Below are 24,867 nucleotides of genomic sequence, written 5' to 3' on the forward strand. Positions count from 1 at the left end.
GCGACCGCCTGCTACCGGCGGGTCGATCAGATCGCCCAGGGGATCGCCGCGCACCGAACGACCGAGGACACCCGCGGTCGTGACCAGATCCGCGCGGACGTCCTCGTCGACCTCCTGTGCGGGCGGACCGAACACGCGGTGCCGCTGCCGTGTGAGGTGCAGGTCGTGGTCCCGGTGACGGTCCTGCTGGGCCTGGCGGAGGATCCCGGTGAGATCCCCGGGTACGGGCCGATCCCCGCGGCGGTGGCCCGGGAGATGGCCGCACGGCCGGGGTCGACGTGGCGGCGGATCCTCACCGACCCTCAGGGCACGCTCGTCGAGATCGCCGACCGGCGCCTCCCCACCGCCGCCCAGGCCCGGCACGTCCGCGCGCGGAACCGTAGCTGTGTCTTTCCGGGGTGCGCACGTACGTCGCGACGCGCGGACATCGACCACACGGTGGCGCACGCGACCGGTGGGCCGACACTCACCCGGAACCTCGGGCCGATATGCCGCAAGCATCACCGTATGAAGCACTCCGGCCGTTGGCGGCTGACACAACCCGAGGAAGGAACGTTCGTCTGGACGGGCCCGTTCGGGGCGACGCTCGTCACCCACCCACATTCATATGTCGAACCGCAACACAAGGCTGGCACGGCGGGAGGGAGTGGTGATGAACCATCAGGCAACACCGCCTCGGAGTGGAACATCACCCACGACACACAGCCACCATTCCGACCCCCACCACACCCAGTTCCGGAACCGGAACCGGACTACGAGGTTCCACGGTCAGGTGCGGAGCACCCGGGTTGATCTCAACGGGTGGAGATTTCGGTGTTGGGGCGTCGAACGGCCTTCTACGGGCCAGAATGCTCAATGTGATTTTGTCGCCCCGACGCTGCCGCCGCCAGTATTGATGGGAACGGTCGGATCGATGCCCGCATCGTCGAACGCCGCCTGGATGCCGCCGGCGATCCGGCGGTGCCGGACGAGCATCTCGTCGAGATCAGGATGGACCGGCACTCCGTTCTCCACCACCAGCCTGCCGGCCACGATCGTGTGCCGGGCCGCTGTGGGCCCGCAACGCAGCCAGGCGTCGATCGGATCGGAGAGCGCTCCCGCGTACGCGACCCCGCCCAACGGCCAGACGACGAGGTCGCCGACAGACCCGACGGAGAGCTCACCGATCTCACCGGTCCTGCCGAGACAGCCTGCGCCGCCCCGGGTGGCGATCTCCAGTGCGTCCCGGGCGGACATCGCCGCGGCGCCGTGTCGCAGCCGGCCCAACAGCATGGCGGTACGAGCCTCCAACCACAGCGAGGCGGAGTCGGCGGATGACGACCCGTCGCAGCCCAGGCCGACCGGGGCGCCGGCCGAGCGGAGCTCGGCCACGGGCGCGAGGCCGCCGCCGAGAATCATGTTGCTGCTCGGGCAGTGGGCCACCCCTGTGCCCCACCTGCCGAGCTGCTTGACCTCCTCGTCATTGGGGCAGATGCAGTGCGCGACCCACGCCCGGTCGCCGCCCCAGCCAACTTCCGCGAACTGGTCGATCGGACGCCGTCCGAACACCGCCAGGCAGTAGTCGTCCTCCTCGGGGTCCTCGGCGAGATGCGTGTGTAGCCGGACGTCCAAGGACTCGGCCAGTTCCGCGGTGGCCCGCATGAGTTCCGGACTGACGGAGAACGGCGAACAGGGGGCCAGGGCGATCCGCACCATCGCGCCGTGGGACGGGTCGTGATGCTGGGCCACAAGTCGGGCGGAGTCGGCGAGGATCTCATCCGCGTCCTGGACGACAGAGTCAGGAGGGAGCCCGCCGTCCTTGACCGAAAGCGACATCGAGCCGCGGGTCGGGTGGAACCGCATGCCCAGGGTCCGGGCTGCCGCGATCTCGGCGGAGATGAGATCGCCGCCACCGCGCGGGTGCACGTAGAGGTGGTCTGTTGATGTCGTGCAGCCGCCGAGCGCCAGTTCGGTCAGGCCCACGTAGGCCGAGGTGTGGACGGCCTCCTCGTCCAGCCGTGACCAGAGTGGATAGAGCGTGGTCAGCCAGGTGAAAAGGGTGCCGCCGAGTGCCGGAGCGAAGGAACGGGTGAGGTTCTGGTAGATGTGATGATGTGTGTTCACCAGGCCCGGCGTTATGAGACAGCCGTCGGCACGCAGGGTCCGGGTCGCGGTCGGGGGTGTCTCCGCCGGGCCGCCGAGGGAGCTGACGAGGCCGTCGGTGATTGCTACCCAGCCGCCTGGGATCTCTCGGCGGTCGGCATCGACCGTGGCGACAAGCTCCGCGCCGATCACCAGGAGATCGACAGGAAGATGATCCGGGCGTTGCCCCGCCGGTGCGTCGCCAGCCGCGGCCGTGCCGCTTGGCCTGGCTGGGCCGCCTGGGCCGCCTGGGCTGCTGGTCACGGAGCCGGATGCGGTCATGGGCGCTGATTCTGCTGTTCCGGCGTTACGCGCGGATGACATGTGGGGCGGGTGGTGTGTTGGACGGGTCCGGCGTGCTTGAGGAGCGCGAGCGGCGGATCGTGGCGATCGACGACCCTGCCGATCCCCGGGTTGAGGACTATGTGGCGCTGACCGACGTGGTGTTGCGCCGGCGGCGTGAACCCGCGGAGGGGTTGTTCATCGCGGAGGGCGAGAGGGTGATCGACCGCGCGCTACGGGCGGGATACCGGCCGCGCTCGGTTCTGGTCTCGCCGGCGCGGCTGGGGGGAGTTCCGGAGCGTTTCTGGTCCACGCCGACGCACGGCGGGCACGGCGAGTGCGGCGGGCACGGCGAATCTGTCGGGCATGACGAGCACAGCGGTCGCGAGCGGCCGGACCACCATGAGGCGCCGGTCTATGTTGCGGGGCCAGCCGTGCTTGCGCAGATCACCGGCTTTGAGGTGCACCGGGGTGCGCTGGCGTCGATGTGCCGTCGTCCGCTGCTCAACCCCGTGGAACTGCTCCGCGTCGCGAGGCGCGTGCTGGTCTGCGAGGACCTGGTCAGCCATACCAATCTCGGCGCGATCTTCCGGTCGGCGGCCGGGCTCGGCATGGACGCGGTCCTGCTGAGCCCGCGGTGCGCGGATCCGCTTTACCGGCGCTCCGTGCGGGTGTCGATGGGCGAGGTCTTCGCGGTTCCCTATGCCCGGCTTGATCCGTGGCCGGGAGCGTTGTCCCTGCTCGGTGAGGCTGGGTTCGAGGTGCTCGCGCTGACGCCCGCGTCCGACGCTGACGAACTGGCGGTCGCAACGGCCGGTCCCGGTGATCGCGTCGCCCTGTTGCTGGGGACGGAAGGCCAGGGCCTGACCGGCGAGGTCCTGGCCACGGCGACCCGGCGGGTTCGGATTCCGATGGCCCACGGCGTGGATTCGCTGAACGTGGCGGCGACGGCGGCAATCGCCTGTTATGTGCTGGGCGTCCGCCCGTGACGACCGCTCAGGCCGACGACGCCAGCCAGCTTCCGACCGGCCAGGGAAGATTCCTGACGACCCAGAAGACGGCGATCAACGCAGGCAGCAGCGGCAACAGGCGGGGCGGGAGGCTGGGAAGCCGACGGCGCCATCCCGCGCACCGTGCCATCGCGATCAGCCAGCCGAGGGCGAGACCGGGCGCGGCGAGGACGAAGAACAGGTTGTGGTCGGCGGCGGCGATCGGATGGCCGTGCAGGAGTTGGTGCAGTCCGCGTAAAGTCCCGCAGCCTGGGCAGTCCCAGGTTGTGAGGGCCCGGAACGGGCAGCTCGGATAGTGCCCCGGCTCGGCCGGGTCGACCAGGTAGACGCGGACGCACACGCCGACCGCCAACGCGCCCACGGCGCTGAACCCCGCCAGCCGCGCCCGCGGTGACCGGTTCAGGTGCGGCGCTAACGGCCTTCCGGATCGGTACCGGCGGCCGACCGTGAGGGCCGGGTTGGATCGAGCCGGGTTGGATGGGGCCTGCGCGGCGGGCCTTGGCGCGGAGCGCCTCGCTCTGATGGAGCGTGGCGCGCGGGTTCCCACCAGCTGAGCGTAGCCGAGGGCACACTTCCCCGGCGCACCGTCGCCGGCCGTTGCGGCGGCCCCGTCGACGTCCGCGGAGGATGCTGGAGTCAGGCGGCGTCGGGAGCGGCAGCGTCGGGAGCGGCAGCGTCGGGAGCGGCAGCGGCAGCCGGGTGCGGTGGCGGAGCGGAGTGATGTGCATGGCACAGGCCGGCGATCGGGACGTGGCACGCGAGCGGGGGAGCGCCGGTCCGGTGCCGCCGTACGCGGCGCGGGCCGCGGGAGCGGACGATCCCGGCGCGGACGCCCCGGGATACGCCGGCCTGGCGACCTTCGCCGGCCTGCCCTGGATGCCGGGACTCGACGATCTTCGGGAGCGCCGGCCCGACGTCGCGGTGGTCGGGGCTCCGTTCGACATCGCGACCACGCACCGGCCGGGCGCGCGTTTCGGCCCGCGGGCGCTGCGCGCTCAGGCGTACAACCCTGGCACATATCATCTTGATCTTGGTATAGAGATCTTCGACTGGCTGGACGTCGTTGACGCGGGGGACGCGCACTGCCCGCACGGGCTGACCGAGGTCTCACATCGCAACATCCGGGCGAAGGTCGGCGACGTCGCGCGGCTCGGCGTCATCCCAGTGATCATCGGGGGGGACCACTCGATCACCTGGCCGGCGGCGAGCGGGGTCGCCGAGGCGGTGGGCTGGGGTGAGGTCGGCCTGCTGCACTTCGACGCCCACGCCGACACGGCCGACATCATCGACGGGAACCTGGCCTCGCACGGGACGCCCATGCGGCGGCTCATCGAGTCGGGGGCGGTGCGCGGGCGCAACTTCGTCCAGGTGGGGCTGCGCGGGTACTGGCCTCCGCCGGACGTGTTCGCGTGGATGCGCGAGCAGGGTATGCGCTGGCACCTGATGCACGAGATCTGGGAGCGGGGGAGCCGCGAGGTGGTCGCCGAGGCGATCGCGCAGGCGGTGGACGGCTGCCGCGCGCTCTACCTGTCGGTCGACATCGACGTCCTCGACCCGGGGTTCGCGCCTGGGACGGGCACCCCCGAGCCGGGCGGCATGAACCCGGCCGACCTGTTGCGGGCCGTGCGGCAGATCGCGCTGGACACGCCGATCGTCGCCGCGGACATCGTCGAGGTCTCGCCTCCGTACGACCACGCGGAGACGACGGTGAACAGCGCGCACCGGGTCGCGATGGAGATCTTCGCGGCGTTGGCGCATCGCCGCCGTAGCGCGGCCGGTGGGACGGCGGACCTTCCGGCAGGGCTCCCGGAGGCGAAAGCCGGGTCCTGAACTCAGGCGGCTGTCGGTTCCTGGTGGAGTTCACCGGCCGTGCCCACCTGGAGGATCCGTCCGCCGCGCATCACGGCCAGGCGGTCGGACAGCGCCAGGGCCTCCTCCCGGTCGACGGTGGCGTGCAGCACGGTCACCCCGATCTGTCGTTGCAACGCCTTGAGCTCGTCGCGCAGGGTGCGGCGCAGCCGTTCGTCCTGGGAGCCGAGCGGGTCGTCCAGCAGCAGCACCCTGGGGCGCAGCACCAGCGCCCGGGCCAGCACGACCCGCTGCTGCTGCTCGGCGGAGAGCTGGGGCGGGCGGCGGCGGGCGTACTCCGACATCTGGACGACGGCGAGGGCGGAGCGGACCCGCGCCGAGGTCTCGGCCCGGCCCGGTATGGTGACGCCCCGCGCGTGCCGCAGACCGAAGGCGACGTTCGCGGCGACGTCCAGGAAGGGGAACAGGGCGTAGCCGCCGAAGACCGCGCTGACGGGGCGGCGGTGGGCCGGCATGTCGGCGAGGTCCTCGCCGTCAAGACGAACATGCCCGGACGACGGTTCGTCGAGTCCCGAGATCAGCCGGAGGGCCGTGGTCTTGCCGCATCCGGACGGACCGAGAAGGCAGAAGTACTCGCCCGCCCGGACCGTCAGATCGACGCCGTCAACGGCAGCCACGTCCCCGAACCGTCGGCTCAGCCCGACCATTTCGATCTGTCCGCCCCGACGACCGCTGTCCGCCATGCTCACCCCCAGATCTCCCGGCCCGCCGTGGTGCGTACCGGGCGGGAACGACAGTCTCACCCCGGCGCGGGATGCGACCGGCCGCCCCGTAATCCACGGGATGCCGAGCGCCTGCGGATGGAGTGCTGTTGGGCGGGAGGTGATTGATCGGGGGGTGGCGCGGCGCGGGAACGTCCTCCGGGTAACAAGCTCGGGAACATCCGGGCGGTATCGGCGTGTGAACGGACGTCCGGAACGTCGATGCGGTAACGCCCGGGCTCAGGAACGGGGATCGAGGTGGAGCGCGTCCTCTTCCGCGGTGCGTCGCCACGCCTCGTGGTCGGTCGGCGTGTGCGCGCGATGGGCGCCGTCGGTGCTCTCCACGACCTGATCGAGCCCCGAGTCGTCGAACTCGGAATCGCCGGATGGTCCATCGGGGTAGATATCGGGACCGTCTGCCGAGCCGGAGCCGTTCCTTTCGGCCTCGGCGTAGGGATCCGGGTCCGGGATCTCGGCGGCGAGCTGCCGGTCGAAGGACGAGGCGCGTTCTTCCCGCAGGGTGATCGGATTGCTGATCAGCCTACTCGGCCGGTCCGGTGGATCCCAGCTGTCGTCGAGGGGATCGAGTCCGGCGTCCGTGGATCCGAGGTCGTCGCTGTCGGTGATCTCGGCTCGTTCCAGCGGGCTGTTGCCGTCCATGGGATCGCGGACGTCCCGGTCGGGCTGTTCGGGGTCCGAGGCGGGCCATGTCATCGCTGCCTCCTGTTCCGGCGTGAACGGCCGAGTTGTTCCGTGAACGGCTGCTCCATGAACGGCGGAGCGTGGGTGGCCGGTCGCCACCCGCGCAGTCTCTGACCATGGCCCTTCCCGGGAGCGAGTGGGCTAACCGGGTCATCCGACGAGTAGCCCGGCCGGTCGCCCACCCCCGCTGACGGAAGCCGCGGCAATACCGTATAGCGTCCCCAAATGTGGCTACTGTTGCTGAGCGGATTCTCGGGCAGCTCGCGCGCATTCCCGACGGTCTGGACGACGGCAGTCTGGCCGCGGCGATCAGCGCCAATCGCGCAACGGTGAACCAGGTGTGCCGCCGGCTCGCTGCGCAGGGCCGGTTGGACCGATCGCCGGGTCCTGGCGGGCTGATCGTCAATCGTCTCGTGGACGTCCCCGAGAATGCCGCGACACCCGAGCGAACCGGCCCGCCCACACCCGCGCCGGAGCCCGCCCCGCCCCTCGATCCGCCGAACCCCGCGCCGGCCGCGGTCGCCGCCGCCGATCCGCCTGCCGAGCCCGAACCGGTCGCCGCGCTCGACCCAGTCGCGGAGCCCGAGCTGGTCGCGGAGCCCGAGCTGGTCGCGGAGCCCGAGCCGGTCATGGACGTCGCGGCACCGGCAGCCGTTACCGAGACGCCAGGCCCGGTGGCGGCCGTGGCGGAGCCCGATGTCGAGGTGCCGTCGACGGAGCCGCCTGTGGCCGAAGCCTCAGCGGTCGACGCGGACGAGGCGGCCCCGGATGAGGCGGCCCCGGATGAGGCCGACGCTGTCGAGGTCCACGCTGCGCAGGTTGAGGCTGTTGAGGTCGAGGCAGCCCCTGAAGAAGTCGGTGCCGCCGACGCCGAGGCCGAGGTCGAGGTCGCCGAGGTCGCGGGCGCGGGCGATGCTGCCGCCGAGGCGGAGGTCACAGGTCCGGCTGAAGTGGTCGCGGCGGTGGTGACCATACCGGTGGTGGTCGACGAGGCCGCGCCGGTTGTCGAGGTCACCGAGCCGGTGGTCGCCCGTCCCGTCGAGCTCGGAGCGCACGCGACCGGTCTCACCGCGGGCGACGGCGCGCCCGTCACGAACGACGCGCCCGTCACCGGACTGAACGGTGCCACCGACGTGATCGCGGCGGGCGCCGTGGCGCGGGACGAGGATCCCGTCGCGGCGCTGGGCAAGGCGATGGCGGCGCTGGACGAGGCGGTCGCGGCGATCACCAGCGTGGCGGCGGCCGCGGTGCCGTCGCCACGCGTGGCCCAGACGGAGCCCGAAGCCCTCGCTTTCGCCACCCCGTCCACCGGAGACGCGCAGGCTTCATCGCCGCGGACTGATCGTTCGCGGCCCGACATGGCGGCGGGTCCTGGCCTTGCCGCCGGGGACGCGCCCGTGGACGACCGGTCCGCGCATGCCGTCCAGGAACCCGCCGCGGCCGATCCCGCGGAGGGGGAGAACCCGTCGTCTGGAGCGGATCCGGCGGCACAGGCCGGCCCGACCGCGCCCGCGGTTCGGCGAACGTGGTGGCGCCGGCTGTTCGTGCGCGGCACCGGATGACAGGCAGTTTGCTGTCGGTGGCGACATGCTCGCTGTCGGTAGCCTGGCGCGCGGGGTCCGCGCGGAGCTCGTTGTGCGCGAGCGTCATCCACCAATCATGAGGAGTGCATGTTCATGCGAGCGAGATCGCTCGTCGCTGCCGTCGTGCTGTCGTCGTTGGCGCTTGTTGCCTGCGGTAGCCGCGCGAGTGATTCCGGTTCGTCCGACAACGCGCCGACCGGTGGCACGTCGACCAACACCGCATCCGACACCGGGGTGTCGCCGACCGAGATCAAGGTGGGTGTCATCGCGGGGCTGAGTAGCGGCCTCGGCCCTGACACGTTCTCCGCCTCGCTCTACGGCGCGACCGCCTACTTCGAGGCGCTCAACGCGCGCGGCGGGATCAACGGCCGCAAGATCGACGTGGTCGACTGCGACGACAAGGGCTCCGGCGACGGCAACGTCGCCTGCGTGCGCCAGCTGATCGACGACGACGAGGTGTTCGCGCTCGCCGGGGTGACGGCCTTCGACTACGCCGGCGCCCAGTACGTGAACTCGAAGGGTGTGCCGGACATCGGCGGCCAGCCGGTGTCCGCGGCGTACGACCAGTACCCGCACCTGTACTCGATCTACGGCAGCTACTACCCGCGGGACGGCCACCGGCCGGGCTTCGACGGGACGCTGTACGCGGGCACCGAGAACTACCGCTGGTTCAAGGAGAAGCTCGGCGCCCGGGTGGCCGGTGTCGTCTACTACAACGTCGCCCCGTCACAGCGCTACGCGACCTCGATCGCCGACGGCCTGCGCGCCGAGGGCTACGAGGTCATCGAGGAGCAGATCAACCTCGGCGCGCCGAACTGGGACGCCGCCGTGCAGGACATGAAGCGGCGCGGCGCCCAGGTCGTCTTCGACGCGATGGACGACGGCGGCAACGGCCAGCTCTGCCAGGCGATGCAGCGCCAGGACCTGACCGTGCAGGCGAAGGTGACCACCGCGCAGGGCATGGCGGGCAACATCGCGCAGATCTACGCGAACTCGCCGCAGTGCCGGAACACCATCTTCGCGACCAGCACGTCGGCGACCTTCTCCGACGAGTCGATCCCCGCGGTCAAGGCGTTCCGGGACGCGGTGGCGGCGCACGTGCCGGCGGACCGCGTCGCGAAGATGAACCAGTGGATGCTCGAGGGCTACGCCTCGGCGCAGTGGCTGGGCGACGCGATGGAGTCCTGTGGGGCGGACCTGACCCGTGCGTGCGTCGAGAAGTTCATGAACCGCTCCGAGCCCTACGACGGTGACGGGCTGCTCATCCCGCGCGGCTTCAGCAAGCTGGCCCAGGCGCCGGCGGAGTCGAAGAACTGCGTGAACGTCGCCCGCTGGCAGGATTCGGCGAACGGCGGCAAGGGCGGTTGGGTCACCCAGAGCGGTGCCCTGAACAGCACCTGCTTCACGGTGCGCAACCTGCCGTACCCGGCGGCCTGACGCCCGGCCGGGGCCGTCCGGAAGCACTCCGGACGGCCCCGGACCCGCACTCGGAGAGCCGGCAGAACCGGCAGGATCGGCAGAGCCGGGAGGGTCAGAAGAGAATCAGGCGCCGGCGGCGAGCAGTTCGCTCGCGCCGAGTTCCGCCGGTGTGCCGGCGAAGGTGACCTCACCACGGTGCAGCACGTACACCATGTCGGCGAGGGCGAGTGCCTCCTCGGTGTACTGGTCGGCCAGGATCACGGTCGTGCCGGCGTCGGCGACCGTGCCCAGCCAGGCGAACAGCTCGCTGGCGACCTTCGGGGACAGGCCGAGTGACAGCTCGTCCACCATGAGCACGGACGGGCGCGCCAGCAGGGCGCGGGCCAGCGCCAGCATCCGGCGCTCACCGCCCGACATCGATCCGGCCCGCTGGCCCAGCCGCTCCCGGAGTCGGGGGAAGGCATCCAGAGCGGGCGAGATGTCCGGGTTCCCGCTCGCCTCGGCGATGATCTGCAGGTTGTCGCGGACGGACAGCGTCGCGAACACGGCGCGCTCGTCCGGCACCAGCATCAGCCCGCGCCGCGCCCGGTTCACCGTGGTCATCTTCGTGATCTGCTCGTCGCGCCAGGAGAGCGTGCCGCTGCGCAGGGGGATGAGCCCGGCGATGACCCGCAGGGTCGTGCTCTTGCCCGCGCCGTTCGCGCCGAGCAGCGCCGTCACCGCGCCAGAGGGAATCGCCATGGTGATGCCGTGCAGCACCTCGATGGTTCGGTACCCGGCCCGTGCGTTCTCCAGCCTCAGTTCGACGGCCGGCAGCTCACCGTCAGCCGGCAGCTCACCCGCGCCGGCCTGCTGCCCGATGCCGGCGGACGGGCCGGACTGCGGGCCGCGCTGCGCGGGCGGGCCGGCGGGCTCGAACCGGCCGACGCCGCCGAGCTGCCCGTGTTGCCCGTACCCGTCGGGGTCGCTGTGGGAGGTCACCGGTTCTCCAGGAGGGCGCGGTAGTGGTGCGGCGGGCGGATCATCGCCCGGCCGAAGACATGGCCTGGGAACCGGCCGCCGGCGAACCGGCCGCGGCGACGCCGGGGCCGAGGGAGGTTGTCGCCTGCGAGGTCAGCGGCCCCTGCGCCAGGTACACCGAGCGGACGGTCGGATCGTCGCGCACCGTCTCCGGTGCGCCCTCGGCGACCACGCGGCCGCCGACCATCGCGTAGACCCGGTCGACGACGCGGAACACCAGGTCCACGTCGTGGTCGACGAGCAGGATCGCCACGCCGTCGTCGGCGATCCGGCGGACCAGCACCGACAGCTTCTCGGTCTCGGCGGCGTCGAGCCCGCTCGCCGGCTCGTCCAGCAGCAGCACGTCGGGACGGGCGCACAGCGCGCGGGCGAACTCGACGAGCCGCAGCGCGCCAGTGGGCAGCGTTCCGGCGACGGTCCCGCGGATGTCCTCGAGCCCGAGTGAGCCCAGGACCTCCTCGACGACCCCGAGCGCGTTCTCCCGGCCGCGTGAGCCCATCCCGAGCAGGCCGCCCGCGTAGTCGCGGCGCCGGTTCTCCGCGGCGACGAGCAGGTTGTCGGCGACGGTGAGGCTCGGGAACAGCGAGGGCACCTGGAAGGTCTGCACCAGGCCGCGCCGGGAGCGGGCGTCCGGGCGCATCTTGGTGATGTCGCGCCGGCCGAGGTGCACGCGGCCCTCGTCGGGCTGCTCGACGCCGGTGAGCAGGCTGAACAGGGTGGACTTGCCGGCGCCGTTCGGGCCGATGAGGCCGGTGACCTGGCCGCTGGGCACGTCCATGTCGACATGCTCGACGGCCGTCAGCCCGCCGTAGCGGCGGACCAGGCCACGGGCCCGCAGATCGTCGCGGCTCATGACGCGCCTCTCTCGACCGGGTATCCGGGCAGGTGCGGTCGGTGCCCGACCAGCTCCCGGCCCTCTGTGGAGTCGTCCGCCGCCGTGCGGGCGCTCGGCAGCGCGTCCAGGCTCAGCCCGGTGCGGGCGGCGTGTGCGGCGACCGCGCTCAGCAGCGCCGCGCCGAAGGCGGTCGGTGCCGGTGCTCCTGGCGGCAGCACGATCCGCAGCTCGCCGAGAGCCGCTCCGCCGCCGGCGCCCGGGACACCGGGCACGTGGCCAGCGGCGCCGCCCGCGGCGAGACGGGCGCTGGTATGGCGGGTGGGCCGCGGCGCGGGGACGAACTCGTCGGCCAGCGTGCGGGCGATCAGCGCGAAGCCGGCCCGGACCGCGGACGCGAGGCCGCCGGGCATCCAGCCCAGCGCCAGGGCGAGGATGCCGACCGCGAGGATCGACGAGCCGGCCGGGGCGAGCACGTCGATGGTGACGATGAACGCCGCCGCGATGATCGCCCCGGCGGCGCTGTCGGCACCGAAGACGATCACGGCGGTGAACCACAGCAGGCTCTGCAACGGCGCGAAGTCGTCCGCCGCGAACGAGGAGGAGCTGAAGGTCAGCAGCCCGCCGCCGAGACCGGCCACGACCGAGGAGACGGTGAACGCGAGCAGTTTGAGGTTGCGGACGTCCACCCCGACCGCCGCGGCGCCCTCGGTGTGGTCGCGGACGGCGAGCAGGGCCCGGCCGAGCCGGCCGTGGTGCAGGTTGCGCACAACCAGCAGGCCGATGGCCAGGCAGACCAGCTCGAAGATGTAGAAGGCCTCGTCGGTCAGTTCGGAGCCGAAGAACGTCAGCGGGTCAACGTACAGTCCGGTCGCGAAGGTCGGCTGCTCGAAGACGAAGCGGCTCACGACCGCGCCGACCGCGAAGGTCGTCAGCGCGAGGGTCAGCCCGCGCCGGCGGATCGCCGGCCATCCGGTGATCAGCCCGATCGGCGCGACCAGCAGCGCGCCCAGGAACATCGCCCACATGCCGGGGATCGCCGGGAGGCCGAACAGGTCGCCGTTGGCGAGCTTGAGGGTGAGCAGGGCGCCCAGCCCGGCGTAGCCGGCGACGCCGAGAGAGAGCTGGCCGCTGTAGCCGGTGAGGATCACCAGCGAGAGGAAGATCAGGGCCAGCGCGGGCACCATGAACGCCGAGCGCAGGTCGGCAGGGGCGAAGGTCAGCGGGGCCAGCAGCAGCGCGGCGCCGCCGAGCTTGCCGAGGATGTCGCGCCGGGCCTCGTGCCGGCTGACCGGGCCGGCGGGGGGAGCGCCCCGGCTGGAGAAGCTCCCGGTCGAACCGGAGTCGCCGTTGCCCAGCTCGCGCAGCTTGGGTACCACGAGCAGCAGCACCAGCAGCGCGAAGATGAACAGGTTGGACTGCAGAACGATGAGGATCTGGCCGGCGTCGCCCTCGAGGGTGAACTGCTTGAGCTCGCTCTGCAGGACGGCGATGCCCAGCGCGGTCAGCACCGCCACCGGCATGCTCGACAGCCGGGCGGCCACGACGACGGCGAACGTCTCCAGGACGAGCAGCGTCAACCCGTACGGGTTGAGCTGGAACCGGGGCGCCAGCAGGATGCCGGTGAGGCCGGCCATCGTGGTGCCCAGCGCCCACCCGGCCGCGGCGACCCGGTCGGCGGGCACGCCGGAGAGCTCGGCGAGCTGGCGGTCGTCGACGACGGCCCGGATCTGGCGGCCGAACTTCGTCTTCGCCGCGATGAGCCCGAGCACGACGCAGAACGCGACGACCATGGCCAGCTCGGCCAGGGCGTCGACGCCGATGCGGGTGTCACCGAAGATCGTGACCGACTCGTTCGGGAAGATACTCGGCGCGTCACTGCGGGAGCCCAGGCCCCAGATGCCGGCCGTCATGCCGAGCGTGAGGACCAGGACGCCGAGGCTCGCGACCAGCGACTCGGCGGCGGAGGCGCGTCGACGGGCAAGTGGGCGGAACACGAGCCGTTCGAGTAGAAGCCCGATGCCGGGGGAGAGGATGCCGAGGGCGATCACCGCGGCCAGCCAGATCGGCAGGTCCCACTCGACGACCATCTCGCGGAACACGTACGCGACCAGGGTCGCGATTCCGCCCTGCGCGAGGTTGAGAACGCCGTTGGTGCGGTAGGTGACAAGCAGCCCGATGCCGGAGAGGGCCGCGATGGCCCCGATGGAGATGCCGGCGAGAGCAAGATCGATACTGGTCATCCGGTCACCCCGGGAAGGGTGTCGACGGTGCCCATGGTGTCGGTGCCCATGGTTTCAGTGCCCATGGTGTCGCCCCGGGCCCGCTCAGTACCGCTGGCCGGGCGCGGCGGTGCTGATCTCGGTGGCGCCGGTGTGGTTCGACATGGCGGGCTGACCGGGGTGGCCGCCTGCGCCGGTGTGCTCCCCGTTCGCCGCGCCGCTGGCGGCGGCCGCGATGATCAACGTGTGCAGGTCGTCGACCTGGCCGGCGAGCCGGTTCTGCGCGGCCTGCGTCGCGTCGACCCGGTCGGCGATCAGCAGGGCGCTGCCCACGAGGACGAGCGCGAGCCCGCCGAAACCGCCGGACACGACGTACGGCAGCTGGTAGGCCACGTCGGTCTCCTTGGAGACTCCCAGGTAGCACCCCAGTAGCAGGACTCCGCCCGCCGCCGCGACCACCCACCCCCGCAGCGCTCGCACGACATCGACGACGAGGCGCGACGTAGGTCGCGCTCCGGCGGCGGCTGCGGTCTGCTCGTCCACTTCGTCTCCCCCAAGGAGCGTGTCGGCTGTGCCCGTCGCCATGACGCGCCGCGGGGCACGTCCAGCGTGCCTCGCTGTGAATCCCCGACGACAGCCGCCAGATTAGTGCGCGGAGCTCACCAGGTGGAGTGTCAGGTTGGGCGAGGGCAGTTCCCGGCCAGGTGCTGGCGGGCACGCGGCATCCACGCGGATACCGCCCTGGGAGGATATGTCCCGCTTCAATCCGCCTTATCGAGGCCTACCCACCAGACATCTGTCGGCAACTGGTCACCGCCCGTCCGGTGTTTTTTTCCGGGCGGACGGCGACCCATGCATGACCGTTGGTGAAGATGGCCCTAAAGTGCCGGCCGGGGACCGGGCTGCTGTGAGCCCGGTGAGCCTCAGCCCTCGGCGAGACCGGCCTCAGCGAGACCGGCCTCGGTGAGAGCGCTGTCGGCGGGCTCGCTGGGCTGGCGCGGGAGCGGCGGCGCGAACACCGGGGTGGCCGCCGCCGAGCACGGCCCCCCGGCGAGCACGTCGCCACCGGTCAGGTCGTCGTCGAGCAGGTCGCCGCCGAGGGCGCCACCGCCGGTCGGGCCGTCGAGCGGCTCGCAGCGGTCCGCCCACACCCGGCGTCGGCCGGTGGTCGACCTGTCCTCGACCTGAAGCGGCGTGGGCACGCCGTTCAGCATCGCCTGCAGGTGCGCCCATTCGTGCGCCAGGTCCCAGGTCGCGAACGACCCGAGGTGCTCACCCTCGTAGTCGTAGACATGGAAGGGACGGCTCACCTGCTCCCCTCTCCGGCCGGGGACGGCCCGTCGCCCGGACCGTCCTCTCCCGCTCGCGGTCACGTAACTCCCTGCGCTGCGGCCGGTGCCTGGACCGGCATCGGCCGGGCTTCGGCCGCAGTCATCGTGCCACGCCGGCCCGGAGCCGATCGGGCATACCGGCTAAAGCTCCGCCGGAAATCGCTGACGGGTCGACGGACACCGCCGTCACGAGACGATCGGGACGTCGCCGCGCCGCGCCGCGACCGGCTCGGGCACCGCCGTCGAGCGCCAGGCGTCCGCGACGATCTTCTCGATGGTCGAGGACGGAGAGGTCCAGCCCAGGTCGGCCCGGATCCGGCGGCTGTCGGCGATGAGCGCTCTGGGTTCGGGCACCGGGGGCAGGGTCACCCGCGGCACATCCCGGCCCGTCACGCTCTCCACCGTCCGCAGCACGTCGGTGACGCTCACGCCGAGGCCGCTGCCGACGTTGTAGACGGTGCAGCGGCCCGGCACGGTCGCCCGCAGCGCGGTCAGATACGCCCGCGCCATGTCGACGACGTGGACGTACTCGCGGATCGACGCGCCGTCACCGTTCACCCGGAAGGCGTCGCGCCGGCCCGTTGCGACGCCGAGCGCGGCCGGGATGATCCGGCTGCTGTCCCGGTCGGCGTGCGAGCCGACCGCCCCCGCGACGTTGAACGAGCGCAGCACGACGGCGCCCAGCCGTCCGGTGGCGGCCTGGTAGGCCACCGCCTGCTCCGCGGCGAGTTTCGAGGCGCCGTAGGGATTCATCGGCGCGGGTGCGCGTGTCTCCGGGATCGGTGAGGTACCCGTGTCCCCGTAGACGGCGCAGCTCGAGCCGAAGACGAACCGCGGGGCCACCCCGGTGGCCCGGGTGCCCGCGTCGAGGGCCGCCAGCAGGTTGGTCGTGCCCGTGACGTTCGCCGCGAAGTACCGCAGCGGCGTCTCGCGGGACTCCCGCACCCTGGTCAGAGCGGCGAGGTGGCACACCCCGTCGAACCCGCGGCTGACGCCCGCCGCGGCGAGCTGGCGTGGTTCGAGCAGGTCGGCCTGGACCACCTCGATCACCCTCGACAGCCTCGTCCGGGCCGTCGCGTCCCGGACGAGCGCGGTCACCTGGTGGCCGGCGGCCGAGAGCAGGTCGGCGGTGACGCCGCCGACGAACCCGGACGCGCCGGTGACGAGGATGCGCACAGCGGCCTGATCAGACCGATGCCCGCATGCGCAACCCGGGCAGGAGGGTCTCCCGGTGGCGCCAGGCGAGCTCCAGGCAGGCGGCGGCGGAGGGAGCGAGCGGCTCGGTGTCGACGAGCCGGCGCAGGGAGGCCTGGGTGAACGGGATCCCCTCGTGCGCCTGCCGGCCCGGCCCCGTCGAGACGACCGACCCCTCGGCGTTCGTCCGGACCATGTCGGCGAACAGCGTGTCGAACGTGTCGGCCTCCACGACCAGGACGGTGAGGATCTCGCCGAACAGGGTGAGCGCGTCGAGGCCCATGCCGAAGCAGAAGACCCGCAGCGTGCCCGCGCGGCGCGCCTGCTCGAAGGAGCGGAACGGCTCGTCGGTGTCGTAGTCGATCGGCCGGGACGAGCTGCCGTCGTGCTCGGCGTTACCCAGCAGCTCCTCGCTGAGCTCGCGCATGACGTTGCGCCACAGGTCGAAGTCGGCCTCGTGGTGGAACGGGGTGATCCCGGACGGCTGGAACACCCCCGCGGGCAGCACGTGGTACACCCCGCCCGCCGTCGCCACCGAGCCGGCGCTGCGCCGGTGCAGGACGAAGCTGGCGCTGCCCCGGTCGAGCCGGATCGTCAGGGTGTTGATGGAGGGCAGCGCGACCCGCCCGGCGAGGTCGAACGGATCGCCGATGCGGCGCCGGAACGGCAGCGCGGGCCAGGCGAGCTCGCCGCCCATCATCGCCGCCGCGGTCTCGTGCGCCACGGTCTCGCAGACGTCGACGGCGTCGAAGTAGGTGGTGTGGCCGAAGGTGAGGGTAGGGGGGGCACCCTCGGCCTCGGCGACGTCCAGCAGCCGGAAGCTGAGCCGGTTCTCGAACAGGGTCGGCCGGTCGAGGTCGCGCATCGCCCGGGTGTAGCGCTGGTAACGCGACTGCGCGCCGCCGTCGCCGACCAGCGGGCGGGTGGCGTCGGCCTCCGGCTCGGCGCCGGTGATCGCCGGCTCGCCCGCCGACTGCTCCCAGCGCAGGCCGATGTCGTTGATGTCCACCGGGGTGTCCCACACCCAGCCGGGACGGGCCAGCAGCCCGTTGCCGAGACGGTAGGCCTCCGGGTAGAGCCGGGCCGCGGCGCGGGCCAGGCTGATCCGGTGGTGGTTCAGGTGGTCCCGGGTCAGCCGCCAGGCGCGCTGGCTGCCGGCGACCTTCTCGACCGCGGAGCCGCGCGGTGGCTCACGACGCCGGTCGGCCAGACCGCCCGGGGCGAGTCCGACGTCCTCGGGTGACAGACCGAGGTTGCGCGCGATGTGGCGCAGCGTGGAGATGTCGTGGATCGCCCGCCGCCCGCTCTCGACCTTCGACACATAAGACTGGTCGAAGCCGAGGAGATCGGCGAGTTGCTGCTGGGTCAGGCCATGGGCCTGCCGGTACGCCCGTAGCAGCGATCCAATTCCAACGCTTGTTGGAGTCGGTCGCGGTGGGGTCCACAGCCAGGTTTGTCCAGTCACCCGCTGTCCTCTCGTCCGGCGTCGGAGTAACGCGAAGTGAGCATAACGAGTCGGGCATCTAGGAGCGCACACACATAAATCGAACTGTGTCTATTAGCCGAGTTTTATAGCTGACCGCGACGCCGTATGTACTTGCTGTCAATGGCTCGGGGACATGGCGAACTCGTAGCGCGACGTTCCGCCGTCTCGGCGGGCGTCCGCCGGGAAATCTCGGGGGAGCACATCTTGGCCACCGGGGGCACTTCTTGCCGCCCCCGAAGCGCTCGTCGGCGATCACCGGTTCGGGATCCCGTCCGCCAGATCAAGGAAGACGACCACGACGATCAACGCAAAGACCCAGCGCAGCAGGCCCATTCGCCCCCACACGTCGCGGAGCAGGCCGCGCCCCGCGCGCCCGCCGATCACCAGAAGCGCAAGCAGCGCGCCGCCGACGACAACGAGGAAAACCCCGGCATAGCTACGATCCACGCCCAGGACGATCTCATGGCCGAGGGGTTCTCGGGACAGTAACGGGGTGGGTACTCGCGATGTCGCGCGTAACGGGCGGATTCCGTGTCCTGGTGTCGATCACAGAGCCCCTGCTCGGGCGTTCTTGATTACGCTGAGTAAGTAGGAGGCGTGATGTGAATCACATAGCCTCTTAGGTGTTCGGGGCCGCTCTCAGGCATACCCACCTGCCCACCGGGGTACACAAGGCCCCGCACTCGGCAGCCCGGGTCAGCCGCTCGACGGCCTAGGGGTGCCCGCCCGGCCGGCCGCACCGCCATCGGCCCGGCCACGCACCCGAGGACTACCCGACCCCCTGTCGGCGGACCACCCCGCCGGGCCTGATGGACTACCCCGCGGCCACCCCGAGGGCTACCCCGCCCTCGTCCCTAGGCCCCGCGCACGTTCCTGCCCGTCACGTGCCGCCACCCGCCCCCGCGACCGCCGCCATCCGGGCCGCGACCGGCCACCCGCCGCGGCCCGCGGGTTCGTCCGATGTGGTGCACCGGAAGCCTGTCGTCCCTACCCTGTTCCGGATGTCCACGGCGCTTCTGACCGATCACTACGAGTTGACCATGCTGCGGGCGGCTCTGCGCTCCGGCGCGGCCGAACGCAGAGCGGTCTTCGAGGTCTTCACCCGGTCCCTGCCCGCCGGCCGTCGCTTCGGAGTCATGGCCGGAACCGGGCGCCTGCTCGCCGCGCTCGCCGACTTCCGGTTCGGCCCGGCCGAGATCGACCACCTGTCCGCGACCGGCGTCGTGGATCCCGACACGGCCGACTGGCTGGCCTCCTACCAGTTCCGCGGCGACGTCGACGGGTTCGCCGAGGGCGAGCCCTTCCTGCCCGACACCCCCGTCCTCGTGGTGGAGGGCACGTTCGCCGAGTGCGTCCTGCTGGAGACCCTCGTCCTGTCGGTGCTCAACCACGACAGCGCCATCGCCGCCGCCGGCAGCCGCATGGTCGCCGCCGCCGGCGACCGGCCGTGCATAGAGATGGGTGGCCGGCGTACCCACGAGCAGGCCGCGGTCGCCGCCGCGCGGGCCGCCTACCTCGTCGGCTTCACCGCGACGTCCAACCTGGAGGCGGCGCGCCGCTACGGCGTGCCCAGCGCGGGCACGAGCGCGCACGCCTTCACCCTCGCGCACGACGACGAGGCGGCGGCGTTCGCGGCCCAGGTCGCGGCACTCGGCGCCGGCACGACCCTGCTGGTGGACACCTACGACATTCCGACCGGGATCGCCAACGCCGTGGCCGCGGCGGGCAGCGAGCTCGGGGCGATCCGCATCGACAGCGGGGACCTCGCCGGCGGCGCCCGGGCGGCCCGCACCCAGCTCGACCAGCTCGGCGCCGAGTCCACCCGGATCATCGTCACCGGCGACCTCGACGAGCACTCGATCGCCCGCCTGGCCTCGGCCCCCGTCGACGGCTACGGCGTGGGCACCAACCTGGTGACCGGGTCGGGCGCACCCACCGCCGGCTTCGTCTACAAACTCGTCGAGGTCGACGGTGAGCCGGTCGTCAAGACTTCTGTGGGCAAGCGCAGCCGCGGCGGGCGCAAGGACGTCCTGCGCCGCCTGGGCCCGAACGGACTGGCCGTCGCCGACCTGGTCATCCCCAGAGCACCCCTCGACCGCTCCGCCGCCCCGCGGCCCGCCGCCGGTGCGTCCGCTGTCCGCGTACCTGGCGGAGAGGCGCTGGACGGGGCTGTGGGGCGCCGGGACCGCCATCTCCTCGTCCCCCTGATGCGCGGCGGCCAGCTCGTCGCGGACACGCTCGTCGGCGCGGCCGGAGTCGCCCGGGCCCGGGAGCACCACCGGCTCGCCCTGGAGTCCCTACCGGCCGGCGCGCGCGAGGTCTCCTTCGGACGTCCATGCCTGCCGGTCGTGGTCGCAGCGGCGGAGCCGCGGACCTCCTTCTGACCGGTGAAGCCGCGGGCACCGCGGACAGGGGCCGCGCCGGCACGCCTGTCGGGAAGAGGGGTGCCGGCGCGGGTGCCGGGGCGGACGGCCAGACTTGACCGGTGGCCTCCGTCTCGTCGGCGAACGTGACGTCCGGCGCGACTGGCGGCGACCAGGCCCGGATACCGGCCGTCGCCGTCAGCGTCGACGTCGTCCTGCTGACCCTGCGCGCCGGACGGCTGTGCGTCCTTGTCATCCAGCGCGACAGCGAGCCGTTCCGCGGTTGCTGGGCGCTGCCCGGCGGCTTCGTCGGACCGGACGAGGACCTCGACTCCTCCGCGCTGCGCCAGCTCGCCGAGGAGACCGGGGTGACCACCGCCGGCCACCTCGAGCAGCTGCGCACCTACGGCTGCCCGACCCGGGACCCGCGGACCCGGGTCGTCAGCGTCGCCTACCTGGCCCTGCTGCCGAACCTCCCGCAACCCACCGCGAGCGGGGACGGACCGCAGGCCCGCTGGTGGCCGGTCGAGGACCTGGGCTCCCCGGACGGTCCTACCCTGGCCTTCGACCATCCGCAGATCGTCTCGGACGGAGTCGAGCGGGCGCGCGGCAAACTCGAGTACACGTCGCTGGCGGCCGCCTTCTGCGAGGAGCCGTTCACCCTGGCCGACCTGCGCCGGGTGTACGAGGCTGCCTGGGGCGTGGTCCTGGATCCGCCCAACTTCCGGCGCAAGGTGCTCTCCACCCCGGGCTTCGTCGTCGCGGTCGGCCAGCGGGCCTCCCCACGCGGCGGCGGCCGTCCAGCCGAGCTCTACCGCCTCGGCTCCGCGACCGCCCTACACCCCCCGCTACTCCGCCGCTCGGTCTAGACGCCCACCAACAGCCGATCCAGTCGGTTCCGGCGCCTTTGGGGTCGCCGGAGCTCCCTGTCCTGGCGTGCATGAGGGTCCGGGCTTGCGAGCCGGGTGCTTCCCCGGGACCTGGCATCAGGAGGTTCGGGACCCGGGCTCATCGCCGGGGTCTCGCATCGCCGGGGTGTTCGCGGGCCGGGTGCTCCGCCCTGTTTGCTCCCCGTCTCCGCGCGTTTGCTCCGGTCTCAGGGTGAGTCCGTTGCTCCGAGTGGTCCATGCTCCGACTGAGACGGTCGCTCCGCATGGTCCGCGGACCGTCCGCGCTGTTTGCTTCGCGACGGGGATCGCGACCCGCCGTGCCCGGACTCCAGCCCTCCGAACTGTTCCCGCAGAGCGGCGCCTGCCGGGCGACGCCGCGCCGGGCGCCCGGGCCACGGGGACCGGCCGCGCCGCGCTGGGGGTGGGGGTGGGTGCGCGGCGACTGTCGGTATCGGGGCGGGCTGGGCTGGCGGTGCTGCGTGGCGGTGATCACGGGTGTCGGGCGGGGTCGGGCCTGCGGCGCGGGCCTGGTGCGGCCGGGACCACGGTGTCCGTCGTTCCGGAGATCACAGCGGTGTCCGTTGTGACCGTGCGCGACGCAGGGCCGGTCCCCGTGAAGTCCCGATCGGGAGGCGTAACAATAGACGTCGTGTCCGTCACTGCCGTGTCTCCGGTTGACGTCGAGGACGTCGAGGACTCCCTCGAAGACGATCGCCTCTGGGTGACCATCGTCTGGAACGACCCGATCAACCTCATGTCCTACGTGACGTACGTCTTCCGCAAGCTCTTCGGGTACAGCGAGCGGAAGGCGACCAAGCTCATGCTCGACGTCCATCACAAGGGGCGGGCGACGGTGGCGTCCGGCACCCGGGAGGAGATGGAGGCCGCGGCGGAGCGGCTGCACACCTACGGCCTGTGGGCCACCATCGCCCAGGACTGAACGTCGCGGGCTGAACGTGATCGGGAGCTGATGATCGGGAGCGGAGGCGTGTGAACGGGTTCCGGCGCACCAGGGCCGGGATCGAGCTGCGGCTGCCCCGGCTCGAGTCGTCCCTGCTCACCGAGCTGTTGGGTCAGGTCGACGCGTTGCTGGAGGCGCCGCCGGTCGATGATCCGCTGGAGGCGCTCGTCGGGCTGCGCGACACCGCCCCGCCGCCCCCGGAGGATCCCGCGGTCGCGCGGCTGCTGCCCGACCCCTACCCGGACGACCCGCTGGCCTCCGGGGACTTCCGGCGTCGGCGCACCGACGAGGCCCTGGCCCGTAAGCGCGACGCGGCCCGGCGCGTGCTGGCGGCCGTGCCGGCGCCCGGTGCCGTCCTGGTGCTCGACGAGGACGCGGCGCAGGACTGGCTGACCGTCCTCAACGACCTGCGGCTGGTGCTCGGCACGCGGCTCGGTCTCACCGACGACGAGTCGACCGCCGAGCTGGAGAATCTCACGCCTGAGGATCCGCGCCGGCCGATCGCCGCGGTCTACGCGTTCCTGACCGAGCTGCTCGACGAGCTCACCCGGGCGTTGCTCTAGGCCGAGCCAGGCCGGTTCGGGTCAGGGCCCGAGGCCGGTCCCGGGCCCTGACCCGAACCGGGCCCGGTCCGGACCGGTGCATCCGGTCCCGAAGTGGGGCGGTTCCCCGGCGCCGTAACCTGGTGCGAGCCGGTCGTGGTCAGGTCTGTGTTCACATGGACGCCCGATCCGGCCCGTTCGCGTCGTACGGTTGTCGCGTGCTGCGCATCGACCGAACCCACTACGAGGCGATCGTCGCCCATGCCCGCCGCGACCATCCCGACGAGGCGTGCGGCGTCATCGCCGGGCCCGAGGGCTCGGATCGGCCGGAGCGTCACATCCCGATGGTCAACGCCGCACGCTCACCCACCTTCTACGAGTTCGACCCGGCCGAGCAGATCAAGGTGTGGAACGAGATGTTCGACCGCGACGAGGATCCGGTCGTGATCTACCACTCCCACACCGCCACGGAGGCGTACCCGTCGCGCACCGACATCTCCATCGCGGGGTACCCCGAGGCGCACTACGTCCTCGCCTCGACGCGGGATCCAGAGACGATCGAGTTCCGCTCCTTCCGGATCGCGGACGGTGAGGTCACCGAGGAACCCGTGGAAATCCTCTGACGCCCATGTGACGTTCTCATAGAGCGGCGGCGACGGACGCGCGTGGTGGGATGCCTGTGAGCGAAGGGCATCCGGTCGCGCGAGCCCGTGACCTGCCGGGCGGCACCGACGGCCCCGCGGAACCGACGCCTGCGGAACCGACGCCCCGCAGCACCGATGGCCTGCAGTACCGATGACGCAGTACCGATGATGACGCAGTACCGATGCAGTACCACCGCCCACGCCGGGCGGCGCGCCGCGGCGGACCCGCCGGCGGCACCAGAGGAAGGAGCACCATGGCAGTCCAGGTCCGTGTGCCGACGATCCTGCGCAGCTACACGGGAGGCGCCAAGCTGGTCGAGGGCACGGGCGACACGCTCGCGGCGCTCTTCCACGACCTCGACTCCCGGCACCCCGGGCTGCGCGGGCGGCTGATCTCCGGCGAGGGTGACGGCGAGCTCCACCGCTTCGTCAACATCTACGTCAACGACGAGGACGTCCGCTTCCTGGGCAGCCTCGACGCCAAGCTCAGCGACGGCGACAATGTGACTATTCTCCCCGCCGTCGCCGGTGGCTCCGCCACCGTACCGGCGACTTTGGGTGAGGTGACTATTCTCCCCGCCGTCGCCGGTGGCTCCGCCACCGTTGACTTTGCTGCCGACGACCTAGCCGGCGGCTGCGCTCGGGTGCCGATCTCGTCCGGCATGGCTACCCGGCTCTTCTGATCAGGGCGGCAGGTCCCTACTCATGCGTTACGACTCCCTGGTGGACTCGGTAGGCCGAACCCCGCTGGTCGGACTGCCTCGGTTGTCTCCCTCTGCGGAGGTCCGACTCTGGGCGAAGCTGGAACAGGACAACCCCACCGGTTCGATCAAGGACCGGGCGGCACTGTGGATGATCGCGGACGGGGAGAAGCGAGGCCTGCTCACCCCGGGCGCGACCGTCCTCGAGCCCACGTCCGGCAACACCGGGATCTCGCTGGCGATGGTCTGCAGCCAGAAGGGGTACCGGCTGATCTGCGTGATGCCGGAGAACACCTCCGTGGAGCGCCGCCAGCTGCTCCAGATGTGGGGGGCCGAGATCGTCTCGTCCCCGGCGGCCGGCGGCTCGAACGAGGCGGTCGCGGTGGCCAAGCGGCTGGCGGCGGAGCACCCGGACTGGGTGATGCTCTACCAGTACGGCAACCCGGCGAACGCGCAGGCGCACTACGAGACGACCGGCCCGGAGATCCTGGAGGACCTGCCGGGTATCACCCATTTCGTGGCGGGGCTCGGCACCACCGGGACACTGATGGGTACCGGTCGCTACCTGCGGGAGCACAAGCCCGACGTCGTGATCGTCGCGGCCGAGCCGCGGTACGGCGAGCTCGTCTACGGGCTGCGCAACATCGACGAGGGCTTCGTCCCGGAGCTCTACGATGCCTCGGTGCTGACCTCGCGGTACTCGGTCGGCCCCCGGGACGCGCTGCGCCGCACGCGCGAGCTCGTCCAGCAGGAGGGGATCTTCGCCGGGATCTCGACGGGGGCGATCCTGCACGCCGCCCTCGCGCAGGCCGACCGCGCGGTGCGGGAGGGACGGCGGGCCGACATCGCCTTCATCGTCTGCGACGGTGGTTGGAAGTACCTGTCGACCGGTGCGTACGCCGGCACGCTCGCCGAGGCCGAGGCCGCGCTCGAGGGGCAGCTCTGGGCCTGAGCGCGTAGCCGCGAGCCCCGCCCCGTTCTGGCCCATCGGCGC

Annotated in this window: 24 protein-coding genes; 12 read left to right on the forward strand and 12 right to left on the reverse strand. The window is 72.0% G+C overall.

Translation table 11 applies throughout. The features are described from left to right. Positions 1–792, forward strand: a 792-nt coding sequence (locus MXD62_RS37295; protein ID WP_248834029.1) for an HNH endonuclease signature motif containing protein, incomplete at its 5' end; no start/stop codon positions are given. Positions 793–852: 60 nt separating this feature from the next. On the opposite strand, the gene MXD62_RS37300 is transcribed toward MXD62_RS37295, so the two are convergent. Beyond that, positions 853–2,274 (reverse strand): 8-oxoguanine deaminase, encoded by a 1,422-nt coding sequence (locus MXD62_RS37300; RefSeq protein WP_248834030.1) that lies wholly within the window; start codon positions 2,272–2,274, stop codon positions 853–855. A gap of 230 nt (positions 2,275–2,504) precedes the next feature. On the opposite strand from MXD62_RS37300, the gene MXD62_RS37305 reads away from it, so the two are divergent. Next, positions 2,505–3,392 carry an RNA methyltransferase gene (locus MXD62_RS37305; protein WP_248834031.1) on the forward strand — a complete coding sequence of 296 codons (888 nt, stop codon included), beginning with the start codon at positions 2,505–2,507 and terminating at the stop codon, positions 3,390–3,392. Positions 3,393–3,399: 7 nt separating this feature from the next. On the opposite strand, the gene MXD62_RS37310 is transcribed toward MXD62_RS37305, so the two are convergent. Further along, positions 3,400–3,774 (reverse strand): DUF2752 domain-containing protein, encoded by a 375-nt coding sequence (locus tag MXD62_RS37310; protein ID WP_248834032.1) that lies wholly within the window; start codon positions 3,772–3,774, stop codon positions 3,400–3,402. A gap of 359 nt (positions 3,775–4,133) precedes the next feature. Between MXD62_RS37310 and speB the strand changes: the two genes are divergently transcribed. Continuing rightward, on the forward strand, positions 4,134–5,243 hold the full coding sequence (speB, locus tag MXD62_RS37315) for an agmatinase (protein WP_248834103.1): 1,110 nt from the start codon (positions 4,134–4,136) through the stop codon (positions 5,241–5,243). A 2-nt stretch (positions 5,244–5,245) separates the two neighbouring features. Here speB and MXD62_RS37320 read toward each other — a convergent pair whose 3' ends face one another. Both MXD62_RS37320 and MXD62_RS37325 read right to left on the reverse strand, forming a co-directional pair. Then, entirely contained in the window at positions 5,246–5,899 is a 654-nt protein-coding gene (locus MXD62_RS37320) for an ABC transporter ATP-binding protein (protein ID WP_248834033.1), read from the reverse strand. Positions 5,900–6,223: 324 nt separating this feature from the next. Further along, positions 6,224–6,697, reverse strand: a complete 474-nt coding sequence (locus MXD62_RS37325; RefSeq protein WP_248834034.1) for a hypothetical protein — start codon at positions 6,695–6,697, stop codon at positions 6,224–6,226. Positions 6,698–6,912: 215 nt separating this feature from the next. Between MXD62_RS37325 and MXD62_RS37330 the strand changes: the two genes are divergently transcribed. Beyond that, positions 6,913–8,247, forward strand: a complete 1,335-nt coding sequence (locus MXD62_RS37330; RefSeq protein ID WP_248834035.1) for a hypothetical protein — start codon at positions 6,913–6,915, stop codon at positions 8,245–8,247. Positions 8,248–8,361: 114 nt separating this feature from the next. Beyond that, entirely contained in the window at positions 8,362–9,705 is a 1,344-nt protein-coding gene (locus tag MXD62_RS37335; RefSeq protein ID WP_248834036.1) for an ABC transporter substrate-binding protein, read from the forward strand. 105 nt (positions 9,706–9,810) lie between these two features. Here the strand turns inward: MXD62_RS37335 and MXD62_RS37340 are convergent, their stop codons facing one another. From MXD62_RS37340 to MXD62_RS37375, 8 genes are all read right to left on the reverse strand, one after another. Beyond that, positions 9,811–10,668 carry an ABC transporter ATP-binding protein gene (locus tag MXD62_RS37340; protein ID WP_248834037.1) on the reverse strand — a complete coding sequence of 286 codons (858 nt, stop codon included), beginning with the start codon at positions 10,666–10,668 and terminating at the stop codon, positions 9,811–9,813. 40 nt (positions 10,669–10,708) lie between these two features. Then, complete coding sequence (locus tag MXD62_RS37345) at positions 10,709–11,560, reverse strand: ABC transporter ATP-binding protein (protein WP_248834038.1); 852 nt, start codon at positions 11,558–11,560, stop codon at positions 10,709–10,711. Beyond that, positions 11,557–13,782, reverse strand: coding sequence for an ABC transporter permease (locus tag MXD62_RS37350; RefSeq protein WP_248834039.1), 2,226 nt, complete (start codon positions 13,780–13,782; stop codon positions 11,557–11,559). Before MXD62_RS37350 ends, MXD62_RS37345 begins: the two co-directional genes overlap by 4 nt. Before the next feature lie 84 nt (positions 13,783–13,866). Next, complete coding sequence (locus tag MXD62_RS37355; RefSeq protein WP_020463117.1) at positions 13,867–14,304, reverse strand: hypothetical protein; 438 nt, start codon at positions 14,302–14,304, stop codon at positions 13,867–13,869. Between the two features lie 380 nt (positions 14,305–14,684). Further along, positions 14,685–15,071, reverse strand: coding sequence for a hypothetical protein (locus MXD62_RS37360; protein WP_248834040.1), 387 nt, complete (start codon positions 15,069–15,071; stop codon positions 14,685–14,687). Positions 15,072–15,278: 207 nt separating this feature from the next. After that, positions 15,279–16,268 (reverse strand): NAD-dependent epimerase/dehydratase family protein, encoded by a 990-nt coding sequence (locus MXD62_RS37365; protein ID WP_248834041.1) that lies wholly within the window; start codon positions 16,266–16,268, stop codon positions 15,279–15,281. A gap of 10 nt (positions 16,269–16,278) precedes the next feature. After that, positions 16,279–17,751 (reverse strand): helix-turn-helix domain-containing protein, encoded by a 1,473-nt coding sequence (locus MXD62_RS37370; RefSeq protein ID WP_020463114.1) that lies wholly within the window; start codon positions 17,749–17,751, stop codon positions 16,279–16,281. 273 nt (positions 17,752–18,024) lie between these two features. Next, positions 18,025–18,219 (reverse strand): hypothetical protein, encoded by a 195-nt coding sequence (locus MXD62_RS37375; RefSeq protein ID WP_018504245.1) that lies wholly within the window; start codon positions 18,217–18,219, stop codon positions 18,025–18,027. A gap of 515 nt (positions 18,220–18,734) precedes the next feature. Between MXD62_RS37375 and MXD62_RS37380 the strand changes: the two genes are divergently transcribed. The 7 genes from MXD62_RS37380 to MXD62_RS37410 all read left to right on the forward strand — a co-directional run bounded on the left by MXD62_RS37380 (position 18,735) and on the right by MXD62_RS37410 (position 24,825). After that, positions 18,735–20,156 carry a nicotinate phosphoribosyltransferase gene (locus MXD62_RS37380; RefSeq protein WP_308301389.1) on the forward strand — a complete coding sequence of 474 codons (1,422 nt, stop codon included), beginning with the start codon at positions 18,735–18,737 and terminating at the stop codon, positions 20,154–20,156. Between the two features lie 125 nt (positions 20,157–20,281). Next, on the forward strand, positions 20,282–21,004 hold the full coding sequence (locus MXD62_RS37385; RefSeq protein ID WP_368862509.1) for an NUDIX domain-containing protein: 723 nt from the start codon (positions 20,282–20,284) through the stop codon (positions 21,002–21,004). 670 nt (positions 21,005–21,674) lie between these two features. Next, positions 21,675–21,965, forward strand: coding sequence for an ATP-dependent Clp protease adapter ClpS (gene clpS / locus MXD62_RS39990; RefSeq protein ID WP_248834043.1), 291 nt, complete (start codon positions 21,675–21,677; stop codon positions 21,963–21,965). 50 nt (positions 21,966–22,015) lie between these two features. Continuing rightward, the gene (locus MXD62_RS37395; RefSeq protein WP_071060419.1) at positions 22,016–22,549 is read left to right on the forward strand and encodes a DUF2017 domain-containing protein; all 534 of its coding nucleotides are present in this window, start codon (positions 22,016–22,018) and stop codon (positions 22,547–22,549) included. Positions 22,550–22,746: 197 nt separating this feature from the next. Further along, complete coding sequence (locus MXD62_RS37400) at positions 22,747–23,151, forward strand: Mov34/MPN/PAD-1 family protein (protein WP_041256606.1); 405 nt, start codon at positions 22,747–22,749, stop codon at positions 23,149–23,151. A gap of 275 nt (positions 23,152–23,426) precedes the next feature. Further along, the gene (locus tag MXD62_RS37405) at positions 23,427–23,855 is read left to right on the forward strand and encodes a MoaD/ThiS family protein (RefSeq protein ID WP_020463108.1); all 429 of its coding nucleotides are present in this window, start codon (positions 23,427–23,429) and stop codon (positions 23,853–23,855) included. Between the two features lie 22 nt (positions 23,856–23,877). Further along, entirely contained in the window at positions 23,878–24,825 is a 948-nt protein-coding gene (locus MXD62_RS37410; protein ID WP_248834044.1) for a cysteine synthase, read from the forward strand. Positions 24,826–24,867 lie beyond the last annotated feature (42 nt).

The sequence above is a fragment of the Frankia sp. Mgl5 genome (genome assembly GCF_023242985.1).
Lineage (GTDB): Bacteria > Actinomycetota > Actinomycetes > Frankiales > Frankiaceae > Parafrankia > Parafrankia soli.